This window comes from Micromonospora sp. WMMA1923, from assembly GCF_049179195.1.
Lineage (GTDB): Bacteria > Actinomycetota > Actinomycetes > Mycobacteriales > Micromonosporaceae > Micromonospora > Micromonospora yangpuensis.
This window is the reverse complement of the sequence record NZ_JBMHLZ010000001.1, coordinates 5,648,245-5,662,389: the sequence shown is the minus strand read 5'-3', so window position 1 is coordinate 5,662,389 and position 14,145 is coordinate 5,648,245. Positions and strand designations below refer to the sequence as shown.

At 72.7% G+C, this 14,145-nt stretch carries 16 protein-coding genes; 4 read left to right on the top strand and 12 right to left on the bottom strand.

Annotated elements, in window-relative coordinates; translation table 11 throughout:
• Nucleotides 1-102: 102 nt before the first annotated feature.
• Nucleotides 103-819 carry a hypothetical protein gene (locus tag ACN28G_RS25765; RefSeq protein WP_091432266.1) on the bottom strand — a complete coding sequence of 239 codons (717 nt, stop codon included), beginning with the start codon at nucleotides 817-819 and terminating at the stop codon, nucleotides 103-105.
• A gap of 297 nt (nucleotides 820-1,116) precedes the next feature.
• On the opposite strand from ACN28G_RS25765, the gene ACN28G_RS25760 reads away from it, so the two are divergent.
• From ACN28G_RS25760 to ACN28G_RS25750, 3 genes are all read left to right on the top strand, one after another.
• A complete protein-coding gene (locus tag ACN28G_RS25760) occupies nucleotides 1,117-1,548 on the top strand; it encodes an OsmC family protein (RefSeq protein ID WP_421480526.1) in 432 nt (143 codons plus the stop codon).
• A 211-nt stretch (nucleotides 1,549-1,759) separates the two neighbouring features.
• The gene (locus ACN28G_RS25755) at nucleotides 1,760-2,122 is read left to right on the top strand and encodes a metallopeptidase family protein (protein ID WP_175440377.1); all 363 of its coding nucleotides are present in this window, start codon (nucleotides 1,760-1,762) and stop codon (nucleotides 2,120-2,122) included.
• 86 nt (nucleotides 2,123-2,208) lie between these two features.
• Nucleotides 2,209-2,925: an AIM24 family protein gene (locus ACN28G_RS25750; RefSeq protein ID WP_091432260.1), complete on the top strand. Its 717-nt coding sequence runs from the start codon at nucleotides 2,209-2,211 to the stop codon at nucleotides 2,923-2,925.
• Between the two features lie 91 nt (nucleotides 2,926-3,016).
• On the opposite strand, the gene pheA is transcribed toward ACN28G_RS25750, so the two are convergent.
• The 4 genes from pheA to ACN28G_RS25730 all read right to left on the bottom strand — a co-directional run bounded on the left by pheA (nucleotide 3,017) and on the right by ACN28G_RS25730 (nucleotide 6,122).
• Nucleotides 3,017-3,967 (bottom strand): prephenate dehydratase, encoded by a 951-nt coding sequence (pheA, locus tag ACN28G_RS25745; RefSeq protein ID WP_091432257.1) that lies wholly within the window; start codon nucleotides 3,965-3,967, stop codon nucleotides 3,017-3,019.
• Between the two features lie 9 nt (nucleotides 3,968-3,976).
• The gene (locus ACN28G_RS25740; RefSeq protein WP_421480976.1) at nucleotides 3,977-4,420 is read right to left on the bottom strand and encodes a hypothetical protein; all 444 of its coding nucleotides are present in this window, start codon (nucleotides 4,418-4,420) and stop codon (nucleotides 3,977-3,979) included.
• A 330-nt stretch (nucleotides 4,421-4,750) separates the two neighbouring features.
• Nucleotides 4,751-5,203, bottom strand: coding sequence for a hypothetical protein (locus tag ACN28G_RS25735; protein ID WP_091432254.1), 453 nt, complete (start codon nucleotides 5,201-5,203; stop codon nucleotides 4,751-4,753).
• 175 nt (nucleotides 5,204-5,378) lie between these two features.
• Nucleotides 5,379-6,122 carry a hypothetical protein gene (locus ACN28G_RS25730; RefSeq protein WP_421480525.1) on the bottom strand — a complete coding sequence of 248 codons (744 nt, stop codon included), beginning with the start codon at nucleotides 6,120-6,122 and terminating at the stop codon, nucleotides 5,379-5,381.
• A gap of 159 nt (nucleotides 6,123-6,281) precedes the next feature.
• On the opposite strand from ACN28G_RS25730, the gene ACN28G_RS25725 reads away from it, so the two are divergent.
• Complete coding sequence (locus ACN28G_RS25725) at nucleotides 6,282-7,562, top strand: arginine deiminase (protein ID WP_421480524.1); 1,281 nt, start codon at nucleotides 6,282-6,284, stop codon at nucleotides 7,560-7,562.
• Here the strand turns inward: ACN28G_RS25725 and ACN28G_RS25720 are convergent.
• The 7 genes from ACN28G_RS25720 to ACN28G_RS25690 form a co-directional block, all read right to left on the bottom strand.
• On the bottom strand, nucleotides 7,548-8,432 hold the full coding sequence (locus ACN28G_RS25720; protein ID WP_421480523.1) for a DUF5926 family protein: 885 nt from the start codon (nucleotides 8,430-8,432) through the stop codon (nucleotides 7,548-7,550). The genes ACN28G_RS25725 and ACN28G_RS25720 overlap by 15 nt on opposite strands.
• A gap of 117 nt (nucleotides 8,433-8,549) precedes the next feature.
• Nucleotides 8,550-8,963, bottom strand: a complete 414-nt coding sequence (locus tag ACN28G_RS25715) for an ATP-binding protein (RefSeq protein ID WP_175440378.1) — start codon at nucleotides 8,961-8,963, stop codon at nucleotides 8,550-8,552.
• A gap of 63 nt (nucleotides 8,964-9,026) precedes the next feature.
• Nucleotides 9,027-10,484, bottom strand: coding sequence for a PAS domain-containing sensor histidine kinase (locus ACN28G_RS25710; protein ID WP_421480522.1), 1,458 nt, complete (start codon nucleotides 10,482-10,484; stop codon nucleotides 9,027-9,029).
• Nucleotides 10,485-10,528: 44 nt separating this feature from the next.
• Entirely contained in the window at nucleotides 10,529-11,311 is a 783-nt protein-coding gene (locus tag ACN28G_RS25705) for a glycerophosphodiester phosphodiesterase (RefSeq protein ID WP_421480521.1), read from the bottom strand.
• Between the two features lie 13 nt (nucleotides 11,312-11,324).
• Entirely contained in the window at nucleotides 11,325-11,660 is a 336-nt protein-coding gene (locus ACN28G_RS25700; RefSeq protein ID WP_091432311.1) for a rhodanese-like domain-containing protein, read from the bottom strand.
• Nucleotides 11,661-11,722: 62 nt separating this feature from the next.
• Complete coding sequence (locus ACN28G_RS25695) at nucleotides 11,723-12,664, bottom strand: LCP family protein (RefSeq protein ID WP_175440712.1); 942 nt, start codon at nucleotides 12,662-12,664, stop codon at nucleotides 11,723-11,725.
• A 177-nt stretch (nucleotides 12,665-12,841) separates the two neighbouring features.
• Nucleotides 12,842-14,065 carry an LCP family protein gene (locus tag ACN28G_RS25690; RefSeq protein ID WP_421480520.1) on the bottom strand — a complete coding sequence of 408 codons (1,224 nt, stop codon included), beginning with the start codon at nucleotides 14,063-14,065 and terminating at the stop codon, nucleotides 12,842-12,844.
• Nucleotides 14,066-14,145: the final 80 nt, after the last annotated feature.

Sequence of the window (14,145 nt, the reverse complement as noted above, 5' to 3'; positions counted from 1 at the left end):
CCTGCCCCGCCACCCGTGGGGCTGCTCCCCTACGTGCCTGAAAGATCCTGTGCGGCGGGCGCCGGGGTGCGGTGGGGTGGGTGTCGGGGTGGGATGGTGCGGTCAGGCTGGGGGTTCGGGGCGGGCGAACGGGACGGCGGGTCCGACGGTGAGGTCGGCCGGAGCGGGCAGCTCGTCGTCGTCCGGTTGCGGGCGGTCCCGGCGACCAGGCCACCGCCATCCGGGGCTGTCGGTCGGTGCCTCGGTGGCCTGGCCGCTGAGCTGTAGCGCCGCCACGAGCAGGAGGCAGCCGACGAAGGCCATCACCAGGCCGCGACCGTACTCGACCTGGAAGCCGTCCTCGGGGGAGTAGAAGAGGGTGCGCTGGCTCGGCTCGTCGAGCGAGAAGGCCGTGGCCACCAGCAGCGCCAGCAGCGCTCCGGTGAGCGCCAACCCGGCCAACCGGGCGTTGGGCCGTACCGCCGGGGTGCCGGCCAGCGCGAGGACCACCACAGCGCTCAGCACCAGCAGGCCGACCAGGTAACCGGCCCCGAAGCCGCCGACCTCGGAGACGTTGCCGGGCACCCGCAGGACCGTGTCCGCCCCGGGGCCGCTGTCCGGCACGGTCATCACCAGCCACTCGCCGACCAGCGAGGCCATCGCGGCAACCGCGCCCAACCCGGCCAGCACCGGCGGTAGCCGTCGGTCCCGGCCCAGGCCGGCGAGCGTACGCCCGAAACGACCCGACGACGGTGCCGCCGGCTCGTCCGGTCCCCATTCCAGGACGGCCGGCCCGTCGGAGCGGTCGTTCTGCCGGGGAACGGGAAGATCCTGGGACATCGGCCACCCTTCCGCCTGCGCGAGCCTGAGCCGTCGGTGGACCCGCGTTGCCGCTGGACCCGGCCGTGCCGGGGCTGGACCCGGCCGTGCCGGGGCTGGACCCGGCCGTCGGCCTCCCGCCGAATCATGACACAACCGGCGGTCGCCGGCCGGGTCCCGACCCTCCGACGCCCTGGCCCGCGGATGTCGTACCTGCCGGTGTCGTGGCCCGCCCGTGGCGGGCGGGGCGGACCGGCGGGCGGGCACCGAGTCGGTGGGACGGTCGCCGCTGGACCCGGCGTCGGTTAGCGTCGGGGAATGCCTATCCGTACCGCATCCGCACAGTGGCAGGGCACCCTCACCGAGGGGTCCGGGACCATCAGCACCGGCAAGGGCGGCCTCGCCGGGAACTACTCGTTCAAGTCGCGCTTCGAGGAGGGCGAGGGGACCAACCCCGAGGAGTTGATCGGCGCGGCCCACGCCGGTTGTTTCTCGATGGCGCTCAGCAAGGCGCTGGCCGACGCCGGCTCGCCGGCCACCTCGGTGCAGACCACCGCCAAGGTCCACCTGGACAAGACCGACGCCGGTATGACGGTCACCCGGATCGACCTGGAGACGGTCGGCCAGGTGCCGGGCCTCGACGAGGCCCAGTTCACCAAGCTCGCCGAGGCCGCCAAGGAGAACTGCCCGATCTCGCGGCTGCTCTCCCCGGGCGCGCAGATCAGTCTCAGCGCGCGCCTCGCCGCCTGACGTACACCGCTTTCTGTTCGACGGGCACCCGGCCGCCCCGCCTCCGGGCGGGGGGTCGGGCATCCCTCGACCTCGCCACCCCGGCCGGCCCTTGCTCCCGTCCGGCCGCTGCCCCGCCGGCCGACCCGGCGAAGCCTGGCCGTCGCCTGACGAACCCGCCCGGTCCCCGGCATCGGTCGCCGCCCGGCGTTCCGGCCCGGCTGCCGGCAGAATGGACGACGTGCCCGTCGAGATGAGCCGAGAACGTTTCGAGGAACTGGTAGGTGAGGCGCTCGACGAGGTGCCCGAGGAACTGCTCGGGTTGATGAGCAACGTGGTGATCCTGGTGGAGGACGACTCGCCACCGGGCGAGCCGGAGCTGCTCGGCCTCTACGAGGGCCACGCCCTCACCGACCGGGGCTGGGACTACGCCGGGGTGCTGCCGGACCGGATCTTCATCTACCGCCGACCGATCCTGCGGATCTGCGACTCCGACGAAGACGTCGTCGAGGAGGTGGCGGTGACCGTGGTGCACGAGATCGCCCACCACTTCGGCATCGACGACGAGCGGCTGCACGAGCTGGGCTGGGGCTGACCTGCTGCCGGTTCGGCGGATGCCGGCCGGTTGCGGCGCTGACCTACCTTCACAGGCAGGTACGCGAATCAGGAGGCACCTTCACCATGCGCAGCGAGCTGTTCTCCGCGGAGAACCTGGAGAGGGAGTCCGCGCAGCCCGGTATGCGGCTGCAGAACTCCAAGATGTTGAAGATCGCCCTCAACGGGGAGACGATGGCCCGGGTCGGGTCGATGGTCGCCTATCAGGGGCAGATGCAGTTCCAGGCGCTCGGCTCCGGCGGGCTCGGCAAGTTCCTCAAGCAGAAACTCACCGGCGAGGGCGTCCCGCTGATGAAGGTCACCGGCGTGGGTGACCTCTTCCTCGCCGACTTCGCCAAGGACGTGCACATCATCGACCTGGAGCCGGGGGACGCGCTCTCCATCAACGGCTCCAGCGTGCTGGCCTTCGACTCCGGCCTGCAGTACGACGTCCGGATGGTCGGCGGGGCCGGGATGGCGTCGTCCGGCCTGTTCAACTGCGTCTTCACCGGGCACGGCCGGATCGCCATCACCACCAAGGGCACCCCGGTGGTGCTCAGTGTCGACGCACCCACCTACGTCGACCCGCAGGCGGCGGTCTGCTGGTCGGCCAGCCTGCAGACCGGCTACCACCGGGCCGAGCAGCTCGGGCTGGGCACCCTGCTCGGCCGGCGTACCGGTGAGGCTTTCACGATGAGTTTCGCCGGGCAGGGGTTCGTGGTGGTGCAGCCCTCCGAGGAGGCACCGGTGACCGGCAGCGGCCAGCAGGAGCAGCGCGGCGGCCTCGGCAGCCTCCTCAGCTGAGCGGTAGGGAAGGGCCCCCGGTCAACGCTTCCGGTAGCGCAGGGGCCCCCTCTTAACCCGGCCCGCGCGTTAACCCGGCCCGCGCGGTGCCTCACTCGCCGGTGCGTAGCCGGGCCAGCCAGGCCGCCGCATCGGTGTAGTCGGCGTCGGAGAGACCGGCCGGGGCCGGCACCGGCCGGTCTTCGTCCGTCGCGGTCCAGCGGTGCCGGGGGTACGAGCCGAGGAAGCGTACGTCCGCGCAGACCCGACGCAGCCCCTGCAGCGCCTCACCGAGCCGGGCGTCCGCCACGTGCCCGGCACAGTCGAGGAAGAAGACGTACCGGCCCAGGGCCTCCCCGGTGGGGCGGGACTCGATCCGGGTCAGGTTCACCCCGCGGACGGCCAACTCCATCAGCACCGACAGCAGCGCGCCCACCCGGTCGTGGGCGATGTAGACCGCCAGCGAGGTGAGGTCGTCGCCGGTGGCCGGTGGTGGTGGGCCGGGGCGGGAGACGAGGGCGAACCGGGTGACCGCGTCCGGATGGTCGGCGATCTTGTCGGCCATCACGGCCAGCCGGTGCCGGGCCGCCCCGATCGGGGCGCAGATCGCCGCGTCGTACTCGCCGGTGGCCGCGCCGGCTGCCGCCGCGCCGTTGGAGAGGACGTCCACGACCACCGCGTCCGGCAGGTACGTGCGCAGCCACCGCCGGCACTGGGTGGAGGCCTGGGGGTGGGCCGCCACGGCGCGTACCGAGGTCAGTGGGGTGGCGGTGCGGGCGGCGAGAACGAAGTCCACCGGCAGGACCACCTCGCGGGTGATCAGCAACGGTTCCCCCTCGGCCAGCTCGTCGAGGGTCACCCCGACCACCCCGCCGATCGAGTTCTCCAGCGGCACCAGGGCCGCGTCGGCGTCGCCGCTGCGAACGTTCTCCAGCGCCTCGGGCACACTGCGGGCGGGCGTCCGGGTGCCGTGTTCGGCAGCGGGGACGGTGCGCAGCGCCTGCTCGGCGAAGGTGCCTTCGGGGCCGAGGTAGACGAAACGGGTCGGCGGTGTTCCGGGCATGTCGACAGCCTACGCACCTGGTTCGCCGGGACAGGCCAGCGTCCGGATGCCGGCCGGGGCCGTGGCCCGTACCTCGGCGGAGCAGACGTCGGTGCCGGCGGTGACCAGCTCCGGCGCGTTCGACCGGCCCCGGGTGACGACCTGGAGCTCCTCGTGTCCGGTCACGTCCAGCACCGTGTAGTGCCAGTCGTCAGCGCAGAGCGGTCCGGTGCGTACCCGGGTCTGGACCCTGTCGGGCAGCACTGCCGCCGGACCCCGCAGCAGCGCGATCACCCGGCTGCCGGTGGGCCCGTCGGCGCAGGCCGTGGCGACCGGGCCGAGGCCGGTCGGGCCCGGTGCCGGGCCGGGCAGGCCACCGACGGCGCCGGGACCACCGGGCACGCCCGGCAGCACCGGGCCCGCCGTCCCGCCCGGCAACACCGGCTGACCCGGCAACACCGTCCCCGGCAGCATCGGCTGACCGGGCAACACTGGCTGACCCGGCGCCGCCGTCCCTTCCGGCAGCACCGTTCCGCCCGGCGCGGGACCGGCGGCCGGATCGGTGGGGACGGCGCTGGGCGCCGACACGGTCGGCCTCGGTGCGCTCGACCGCTGCAGCTCGGGCGGGGTGCCACAGGCGGCCAGCGGTACGGCGGCGAGCAGCGCGACCCCGACGAGGTACCGGGGGCGGCGCGGTGGGTTGGGCGGCACGAGCCGATCCTTGTATCGATGGGCATGGCTGTGGTCGGGTGGCTCAGCTCATCGTAGGAGGCATCCGGCCCCCGGTGAAGGAGCGGACGGGCGTCAGACCTCGGAGAGGAAGGTGAGCGAGCCGGCGACCACGCTGCCGGTGAGCACCGGCGTGGAGATGGCGTCCACTGTCGCGTCCGGCGCGCCGGCGGCGGCCTGGATGCGCAGCAGTCCCCGGGCCAGCCGGCCGGAGTGCAGGGCCAGCAGCGGTGGGATCTTGTCGGTGTCCTGCTCGGTCAGCTCACCCCGGTACGCGGTGAAGTCGAGCAGCCGGAGGCCACCGTCGAGCAGCGGCAGGCCGATCACGTCCTCCGGTCGGCCGAGGCAGAGCAGCCGGCAGCCGGACGACGAGACAGCCACCACCCTGGTCTCCGCGTCGATCAGCAGGCAGGGCTCGGCCGCGTGTGAGACGGTGGCCGCCCACCTGTGGAGGCTGTCGTACTCCGGCTCGTCGGCCCGTACGGTCGGCACGAAGGCTTCCGAGAGCGAGAGTTCGACGTGGGCCACCGCGCCTCCTAGGTACACCGCCGGTCCGTCCACGCTAGCCGGTCGTCGTGCTTCCCGCCCGGCCACGCCGGAGCGCTGCCGGGTCGCCGGTGGAGCCGGACACCCGAACGCGGACGGCGTGGACGGAGGGACGAGACAGCTCGGTGGAACGGGCCACGTGGCGTCGCCCGAGACGTTACCGGCGGTTGGCCGCCTTGTCAGCGGCCGTTCGGCCCTCGTCGTACCACCGGTAGTCGGCGGCGGGACGGTACGTGCCGTTCAGCCAGGTCCCGGGATGCTGCGCGACCTGGGACAGCTTGTCGGCGGTGGCCGGACTGATCCGGTTGCCCCCGGCCACGAGGAGCCGGTCCAGCTCCCGGTGGGTCGCCATCAGACAGTCCTTCGGCAGGCCGTAGACGCTGATGACGCCGGAGCCGACGAAGGTCAGCACCGGCGTCACCGGGATGGGCAGCCCGACCGCGTCGGAGAGCGCCTTGCTGGCCCGCTTGGCGTCCCGCCGGGTCTCCTGGACGTACGCCGGACGCTTGCCGTTGATCTGCACCACGTCCCCGGCGACCAGCACCCGGGCCCGGCCGTGGTCGGCGATGGTGATCGCGAAGAGCCCGCTCGGCCCGATGGCGAGGTAACCCGCACGTTCGTCGTGGCCGTGGTCGAGCAGCAGGTCGGACACGTCCGTCCGGGGCCACTCGACGACATGCCAGGAGGGCCCGAGATGGTCGAGCTGCCCGAGCGCACGGGCCCCGGCGGCCTCGAGCCGGCGCGCACCGCGCTCGGCCCGGCGGCGACGAGCCCACTCCATGGGTGTCGGTCGAGCCGCTCCCAGCAGACCGGGGGACTCGCCCCGGGGCGGTTGGGAGGCATCGGCGGGCGGCAGCGCCCGACCGGTGGGTACGGCTCGTCGTGCGGGAAAGACAGTCATCGCGACCTCCGGCAAAAGGTCCCTCGAAGTTATGTCCCCACTACCCTACGTCGCCAGGGGCGGTGGTCGGCAAGTCGGAGCGCCGGAGTGAGTGCGGATGAATGCCGTATTCATCCACGGTTCTTTTTCCGCATGCCGTCAATCCCTGCCTACCCTGCCATGGTGACTCACTACGTGGACAGCGAAGTCGGCGTGCTCGGCACGGTCATCCTGCACCGGCCGGGACCGGAACTCGCCCGGCTCACCCCCCGGAACAACGACTCGCTGCTGTTCGACGCCATCCCATGGGTGGGCAGGGCGCAGGAGGAGCATGACGCCTTCGCCGCCGCGCTGCGCGGTCGGGGGGTGGAGGTGCTGTATCTCGCCGACCTCTTGGCCGAGACACTCGCGGTCGCCGACGCCCGCAGTCACCTCACCGAGCAGGTGCTCGTTTCGCCCCGGCTCGGTGACGCCCTACGCCGCCGGACCGCCGAGCAGCTGGCCTATCTGGACCCCGCCGCCCTCGCCGACGTGCTCATCGCCGGCCTCGCCCACGAGGAACTGCGGATCAGCCCGGAGCGCCCCGGCGGCCTGGTCTACAGCCTGCTGGACCGGCACGACTTCGTCATCGACCCGCTGCCCAACCTGCTCTTCACCCGGGACTCCGCGGTCTGGGTAGGCGACCGGGTGGCGGTCACCAGTCTGGCCATGCCGGCCCGCCGCCGGGAGAGCACGCTCACCGACGCGATCTACCGGCACCACCCCCGGTTCGTCGGCACCGAACTCGTCTACCACCCCGGGCTGGAACACCTGGAAGGCGGTGACGTGCTGCTCATGGCCCCCGGGGTGCTCGCCGTCGGGGTGGGCGAACGGACCACGCCGGCCGGAGCGGAACGCCTCGCCCGACAGGTCTTCGCCGCCGACCTGGCCCACACCATGCTGGTGGTCCCGATCGCCCAGGAGCGGGCCACCATGCACCTGGACACGGTCTGCACCATGGTCGACGTGGACGCCGTGCTGATGTACCCGAACGTGGCGGACACGCTGGCGGCGTACACGGTGGTGGCGGAGCCCGACGGCGAGCCGCGGGTGAGCGGCCCGGCACCGTTCCTGCGCGCCGCCGCCGACGCGATGGGCCTGGACCGGCTCCGGGTCATCGACACCGGTCTGGACCCGGTCACCGCCGAGCGGGAGCAGTGGGACGACGGCAACAACACCCTCGCCCTGGCGCCCCGGCTCTGTGTCGGCTACGAACGCAATGTCGAGACCAACGCCCAGCTCGAACGGGCCGGCATCGAGGTGATCCGGATCGCCGGCTCCGAATTGGGCTCCGGCCGGGGCGGCCCCCGCTGCATGTCCTGCCCCGTCACCCGCGACCCCCTCCCAGGTGTAAGGAAGGGCCCCTTCCTATCGCTTTCTGATGTACAGGGGGCCCTTCCTTACCCCTCAGCGGAGGGTTAGTTGGCGGCCTACCAGGCCCTGCCTCGCCCGGCGGCCCGCGGGGTCCAGGGGCGTCGGGTCGGCCAGTGCCTCGGCGTACCGCTTGGCGAACTGCGTCACCGGGTCCTCCCACTCGGCGGCCGGCACGTCCGGGGGCAGGTCCCAGACCGGCGCCAGGCGACCGTGCGCGCGGAACATGCCGGCGAAGCGGGTGTGGTCGCCGAGGGTCAGGGTGCCGGCCGCGCCGAGGCGGGCCAGGGTGTCCAGGGCGGCGTCCTCGTCGTCGGGCAGCACCCACCGCACGTGCGCCTTCTCCGGCACCTGGCACCAGTACGCGGCCCGCGCCGCCGAGAGCCGCACGGTGGGGTAGACGGCGGCGTTGGCGCGCTCCAGCGACGCCTGCACGGTCGGGTTCCCGGCGGCCTCCGGCTCCAGCCAGAACTCGAAGCCCTCGTGCATGCTGATCTCCAGCGGGGCGTCGACGAGGACGTCCTGCAGACGCGGTCCCTCGCCGGGCATCGGGGGCACCTGGACCGGCTGACCCGGCTCGGTACGCAGCGCGCAGAGCAGCGCCTCGGCCAGGTCCCGGGAGACGTCGCCGGACTGCTGGTGCCGCTGGAGGCCGACGAAGACCTGACCGTCCGCCCGGCTCATCGCCGGTGCGGCCATCGGCAGCACGGTGGCCAGGACCACCGGGCGGTCGCCGTGCTCGGCCACCAGGTCCTCGGTGAGCCGCAGCGGCGCGGAGGCGGCCGGCACCAGCTCACGCAGGGCGATCCATTCCGGCTCGTCGACCAACCCCTCGAAGGGCCGGGGTACGAAGACGTCGCGTACCTTGGTGCGCTTCGGGCTGGCCTCGCCGGCCCGCTGACTCTTTCGACGCTTGCTCACGCCGAGACAGCCTAGACGACCCGACGACCAGGCCCGGACGACCAGGCCCGGCCCGGTCCGGCGACCAGGCCCGACCCGACCCGGACGACCAGACCCGACCCGGCGACCAGGCCCGGCTCAGGTGGGGACCAGGTCTCCCCGGGCGGCGGTGGCGGGCTCGAAGTCGGCCCAGACGCTCTGGCCCAGGCCGTCGCGGTCCACGCCCCACCGGGTCGACAGTCCGGCCACGATGTGCAGCCCCCGGCCGCCCACCGCGTCCGGCCCGGCCACCCGCAGCCGCGGGCCGTCGGCGGAACCGCCGTCGGTGACCCGCAACTGGACGCGTACCCCGTGCGGGGTCGACCAGAGCCGCCAGGCGACCCGGACCACCCCGCCGGGCAGCGCGTCGGCGTGCCGGACCGCGTTGCCCACCAGTTCGGCCAGGACGGCTACCAGGTCGGGCAGGAGCAGCGGGGGTACGACGTCGACGAGCTCGTCGGCCAACCGGCGCCGGGCCAACCGGGCGCCGACGGCATGGTGCGGCACCACCACGCACCACGAACGCTCGGTCCGTCCCGTTTCCACGGTCGCCCTCTCACCCTGTCGCCGCACCGGTCACCCGCGCGGCAGCCGCACCTCTGCGACCGTACCGCCCCCGGCTCGAGGGCGGAGTGATACCCACCCATTCTGCTGTTCCACGATCTGCCGGACGAGATAGAGGCCCAGCCCGGCACCGGGATACCGACGCCGGTCACCGGACTCACCCTGCCAGAACCGTTCGAAGGCCCGTTCCACGTGTTCGGGGCGGATGCCGATGCCCCGGTCGCTGACCCGGAACGCGACCGTCTGCTCGTCGGCGTCGGCGGTGATCTCGATAGGTGCGCCGGGCAGGGAGTACTTGCCCGCGTTGGTGCTCAGCTCGGTCAGCACGGTGGCCAGGTTCTGCCGGAACCCGCAGGCCCTGGGCAGGTCGGCGGGCAGGTCGAGGCGGAGCCGCTCGCGGATCTCGGCGGGCAGGTCGGCGACCGCGTCCCGCAGGGCCGCACCGAGGTCGAACCGGGCGGGTGGCTCCGCGCCGGGGGCGGCCTCGGCGGCCGAGGAGAGCAGCCGGTCGACCAGTCGGGCCAGCTCGTTGGCGCGTTGACCGATGACCAGGGCGGCCTGCCGACGATCGGTGTCGGTGAGCGAGTCCCAGTGGTTGCAGAGGGTGTCCGCGTACCCCTTGATCACGGTGACCGGGGTGCGCAGTTCGTGGCTGGTCACCGCCACGAACAACTCGCGGTCCCGGTCCCGCCGCTGCTGGTCGGTGATGTCGCGGAAGGTGACCACCCGCAGGTTGCCCGGCCCCGGCAGCTCACCCGAGTTGATCTTCAGCCAGCGGCCGTCGGGCAGCCGGTGGTCCAGCGCCCGGCCGGGCGGCGGCAACGGGAACGGCAGCGGACGGTTGAGCGCCTCGGCGGCGGAGTGGCCGGTGACCTGCGTGGCTGCCGGGTTCCAGAGCCGTACCCGGCCGTCCGGGTCGACCACCGCGAGACCGTCGGCCAGCGCCGCCACCACCGGCCCCTCGGTGTGTACGGGCAGCCCGTTGCGATTGCCGTACAGGTGCGCGACGCAGGCGGCCAGGTACCCGACGACCGCCCGCTCGGTGGCGTCCAGGGAATCCCGCGCCTCCGGGTAGAGCACGTGCAGGCTGCCCACGGTCACCCCACCGAGTTCGGCCCGGCCGACGACCATCCACCGCAGGCCCCGCTCGGCCAGCTCACCCGCGAGGTGACCGGGCAGGTGGGTCATCCGGACCTGCTGGACGCTGGGGCCGGTGAGCAGGCAGACGGTGGCCGGATCGGAGGCCGGCAGTGGTCGGCCGAGGGTCCACTCGCTGGCCCCGGTCGCGGCGATCACCCGGCCGCCCTGCGGGGTGAACTCCACGAAGGCCATGCCCGCCGCGCCGAGGGCCGGCTGGACCTCCTGGAGCAGTCGGGTGAGGGCGGGCAGGGCGGCGGAACCCGAGTTGAGCATCTCCAGTGCGGTGCGTTGGCCGGTGATGAGGGCGGTGAGATCGGTGTGCTCCGGCATGCTGTGAGTGTGCCCGGTCGGAGAGGCACCGGGCACCCCCCGGTTCACCTGCCGAGGCGGGTGAGGGTGTGCGCGGGCCGGTCGGTGATCAGCCCGTCCACCCCGGCGGCGAGGGCCAGGTCGAGATCGGCCGGTTCGTTGACCGTCCAGACGTACACCTGGTGGCCGGCCGCCCGCAGCGCCGGCACCAGCCACGGGCGGGTACGCAGCAGCTCGACGTTGGGGCCGGCGATCCGGGTGCCGAACGGCAGGTGTCCCCGGCGCAGCCAGCGCGGCGGCAGGTCCATCAGCAGCACGGTGGGCAGCCGCGGTGCCAGCGCCCGGACCCGGCGCACGGCCAGCAGGGAGAAGGACATCACGGTGACCCGTACCGGATCGTCGGGGCCCGGCTCGGTCAGGCCGTACCGGCGTAGCAGGGCGACCAGCCGGCGTTCGACGTCACGCCCGTACCGGGAGGGGTGTTTGGTCTCGATCAGCAACCGGACCGGGCGGCCGGCGGCCAGCACGGCGTCGAGCAGCCGTTGCAGGGTCAACAGCCGGGTGTGCGACTCGTCCGGCGGCCCGGCGGGCCCGCAGCCGGGATGCCAGGAGCCGAAGTCCAACCGGTCCAGCTCGGCGAGGGTGCGGGCACTGACCAGGCCGTGACCGTTGCTGGTCCGGTCCAGCCGACGGTCGTGGACACAGACCAGATGTCCGTCGCGGGACAGCCGGACGTCGCACTCCAGGCCGTCGGCGCCGTCGGCCAACGCCCGCAGGTACGCGGCCAGGGTGTGTTCCGGCAGGTCGGCGGAGGAGCCGCGGTGCGCGAAGACCAGTGGTTCGGCCATGACGTCGGTGGCCCTAGAGCACCCGGCCGGGTCGCCCGTCGGAGTCGACCACCGGTCGTCCGGCGGTGGCCCACTCGCCCATCCCGCCGACCACGTTGCGCACCTGGTCCCAACCGTTGTTCATCAGGTACGCCACCACCTGTGCGGAGCGGCCACCGGAGCGGCAGATCACCGCCACCTCGCGGTCGGTGGGGACGTCGGCGAGCCGGGTAGGCAGCTCCATCATGGGCAGGTGATGGGCCTGTGGGGCGTGGCCGGCCGCCCACTCGTCGTCCTCCCGGACGTCGAGCAGGTAGGTGTCGTCGGCGATCTCGGTCACGGGCATGGTGGGTACCTGGGGTCCGAACACGGGTACCAACCTAGATCCTCGTCCGGTCGATCCGGCGGAGGCCGGGCGGAACGGTACGGAGGTCACAGCTTGCTGACCCAGCGTGGGTTGGCGGCGGCCCACCCGTCGAGCTGTTCGTCCCGCAGTGCGGCGAACAGTCCGGTGCCGCCGTCGTCGAGCACGACGTAGGAGACCTCGTCGATGGTCTGCGGGGAGGACGGGATCTGCACGCCGTGCAGGGCGTCGGCCGGCAGCGCGCGGAGCGCGAAGAGCAGGTCCTGCAGGGGTACGCCGTTGGTGTCCACGGTCAGCGCGCTGCCCACCGCCCGGAGTACCCGGTCCAGCTTGACCGGATCGCGGCGCAGGTCGGTCTGGCCGGCCCGCTCCAACATCGCCCGCAGGAGCTGCTGCTGGTGGTGCTGCCGGTCGTAGTCGCCCCGGGGCAGGTCGTAGCGCTGCCGGACGTAGTCCAGCGCCTGCCGGCCGTCCATCTGCTGGCAGCCGGGGCGGAAGACCGTGCCGGTGTGGATCGAGCGGACCTCGGTGTCCACGCACATCCGGACCCCGCCGAGCAGGTCGATGACGGTCCGGAAGCCGGCGAAGTCGATGAGCGCCGCGCCGTCGAAGCGCAGTCCGGTGAGCCGGGTCAGGGTCGCCGACAGCAGCCGGGCACCCGGTTGACCGCCGCCGCCGTGTTCGTACGCGGCATTGATCTTGTCTTCCCCACCGGTGAAGCCGCCGCCGGGTGGGATCGTGACCAGCAGATCCCGGGGTACGGAGATCAGGTACGCCTGACGCAGCCCGGCCGGCACGTGCACGATGAGGATACTGTCCGAGCGCTGCGCGGGGTTGTCGTCGCCGGGTCGCCGGTCGGAGCCGACGAGTAGGTAGTTCAGCGGGCCGTCGAGGCTGGTGCCGTCGAGCCGGGCGGTCGGGTCGAGCAGCTGCTCCCGGAGCACCGTCCGTTCGTACCGGTCGCCGAGCAGGCGCAGCCCGACGACCGCGACCCCGGCGAGCAGGACCAGGACGAGCCCGGCGCCGAGCAGGATCCGCGCCCAGCGGGGCGCCCGTCGTCGCCCGGCCCGGCGCCGGGGTCCGGTCTGTGCCGCCCTGGACGTGGCGCCCACCTCCGTAGCCTGACGTGAATACCTCTCACGTCAGGCTACGGAGACGTCCTGCCTGATCAGTGGCGTTCGGGGAAACTACTTCCGGGTGGAGAGCATCGCCGGGTTGGTGTAGATGAACTCGCCCAGCTCGTCCCTGCGTACCGCCTGGAACATCTCCAGGGTCTGCGGGCTGAGCGTCTCCCGGCCGTTGGCGTTGCCGTGGAAGTTGCCGCCGTTGGTGCGCAGCATGGTCAACTCGTTGCCGGTGACCCCCCGCATGGTGAAGACCAGGTCGGGCAGGGAGGCCTTGCCGGTGTCGAGGATGAACGCCTTACCGGCCGCCTTGGTCAGCTGTTGCAGCTTGACCGGGTTGGAGAGGATGCCCTTCTCGGTGGCCTTACGGGCCATCGCCTTGATCAGCTGCTGCTGGTTCTGCTGGCGGTCGTAGTCGCCGTTCTTCAGCCCGTAGCGCTGCCGGGAGTAGTCCAGCGCGGCCCAGCCCTCCATCTCCCGGCAGCCCTTCTTGTGCACCACCGGGGTGCGGGCCTTGCCGGTCTTCTTCGCGTCCGCGTTCCACATCGGCTTGTCGTCCACGTACGACATGTGGGCCGACTTGACCTCCTGGCTGACGCAGATCCGCACGGTGCCGAGGGCGTCGATGACGCTCTTGAAGCCGCCGAAGTTGATGATCGCCGCGCCGTCGAAGCTGACCCCGGTCATCTTCTTGATCGTCTGGGCCATCAACTGGGCCCCGCCCTCCCAGCCGCCGCCGTTGCGGGCGCCGGCCTGGAAGGCCGCGTTGATCTTGTCGGTGCCGCCGGGGTAACCGCTCTTGCTGAACTCCGGGATCTCCGCCTCGGTGTCCCGGGGGATGGAGATCAGGTACGCCTGGTCGTGGCTGGCGGGGATGTGCAGCACGATGATGCTGTCCGCCCGGACGTCGTCGGCGGCCCAGCGCTCCCGGGCGTCCACCCCGAGCAGCAGCATGTCGATCGGACCCTCCAGGCTCTCCCCACCCTCGGCGTCGGACTTGCCCGCCTCACCGAGCAGGTTGCGCTGGGCGATGCTCCCGGTGGCCTGGCTGATCACGGCCTTGCTGCCGGCCAGGGCCGCTCCGCTGGTCACCATCAGCACCGCGCCGACCACGACGGTGATCCGGGCCCAGAGCGGGTCCTTGCGACGGCGCTTCTTCGCCGGCTTCGGCGGGTCGCCAGGGGGCTTCCCACCGCCGGAACGCTGCGACGGGATGGCCGCCGAGGCCTTGGCGGCCGCGCTCGGACGCGTCGATGCCGAGGATCGACGGCGGGTCTGAACCGGCATGCGTGCTCCAGTTCGCGTGATAAGAGGGGAGGGATCACTTTACGGATCCGGGCCCCTCGTGGCGAGTTCCCCCGGCGGTA

Coding starts and splice junctions, on each gene's coding strand:
- ACN28G_RS25765 (WP_091432266.1), bottom strand. CDS start 819: ATGTCCCAGGATCTTCCCGTTCCCCGGCAGAACGACCGCTCCGACGGG.
- ACN28G_RS25760 (WP_421480526.1), top strand. CDS start 1,117: ATGCCTATCCGTACCGCATCCGCACAGTGGCAGGGCACCCTCACCGAG.
- ACN28G_RS25755 (WP_175440377.1), top strand. CDS start 1,760: ATGGACGACGTGCCCGTCGAGATGAGCCGAGAACGTTTCGAGGAACTG.
- ACN28G_RS25750 (WP_091432260.1), top strand. CDS start 2,209: ATGCGCAGCGAGCTGTTCTCCGCGGAGAACCTGGAGAGGGAGTCCGCG.
- pheA (WP_091432257.1), bottom strand. CDS start 3,967: ATGCCCGGAACACCGCCGACCCGTTTCGTCTACCTCGGCCCCGAAGGC.
- ACN28G_RS25740 (WP_421480976.1), bottom strand. CDS start 4,420: ATGCTGCCGGGGACGGTGTTGCCGGGTCAGCCGGTGTTGCCGGGCGGG.
- ACN28G_RS25730 (WP_421480525.1), bottom strand. CDS start 6,122: ATGACTGTCTTTCCCGCACGACGAGCCGTACCCACCGGTCGGGCGCTG.
- ACN28G_RS25725 (WP_421480524.1), top strand. CDS start 6,282: ATGGTGACTCACTACGTGGACAGCGAAGTCGGCGTGCTCGGCACGGTC.
- ACN28G_RS25710 (WP_421480522.1), bottom strand. CDS start 10,484: ATGCCGGAGCACACCGATCTCACCGCCCTCATCACCGGCCAACGCACC.
- ACN28G_RS25705 (WP_421480521.1), bottom strand. CDS start 11,311: ATGGCCGAACCACTGGTCTTCGCGCACCGCGGCTCCTCCGCCGACCTG.
- ACN28G_RS25690 (WP_421480520.1), bottom strand. CDS start 14,065: ATGCCGGTTCAGACCCGCCGTCGATCCTCGGCATCGACGCGTCCGAGC.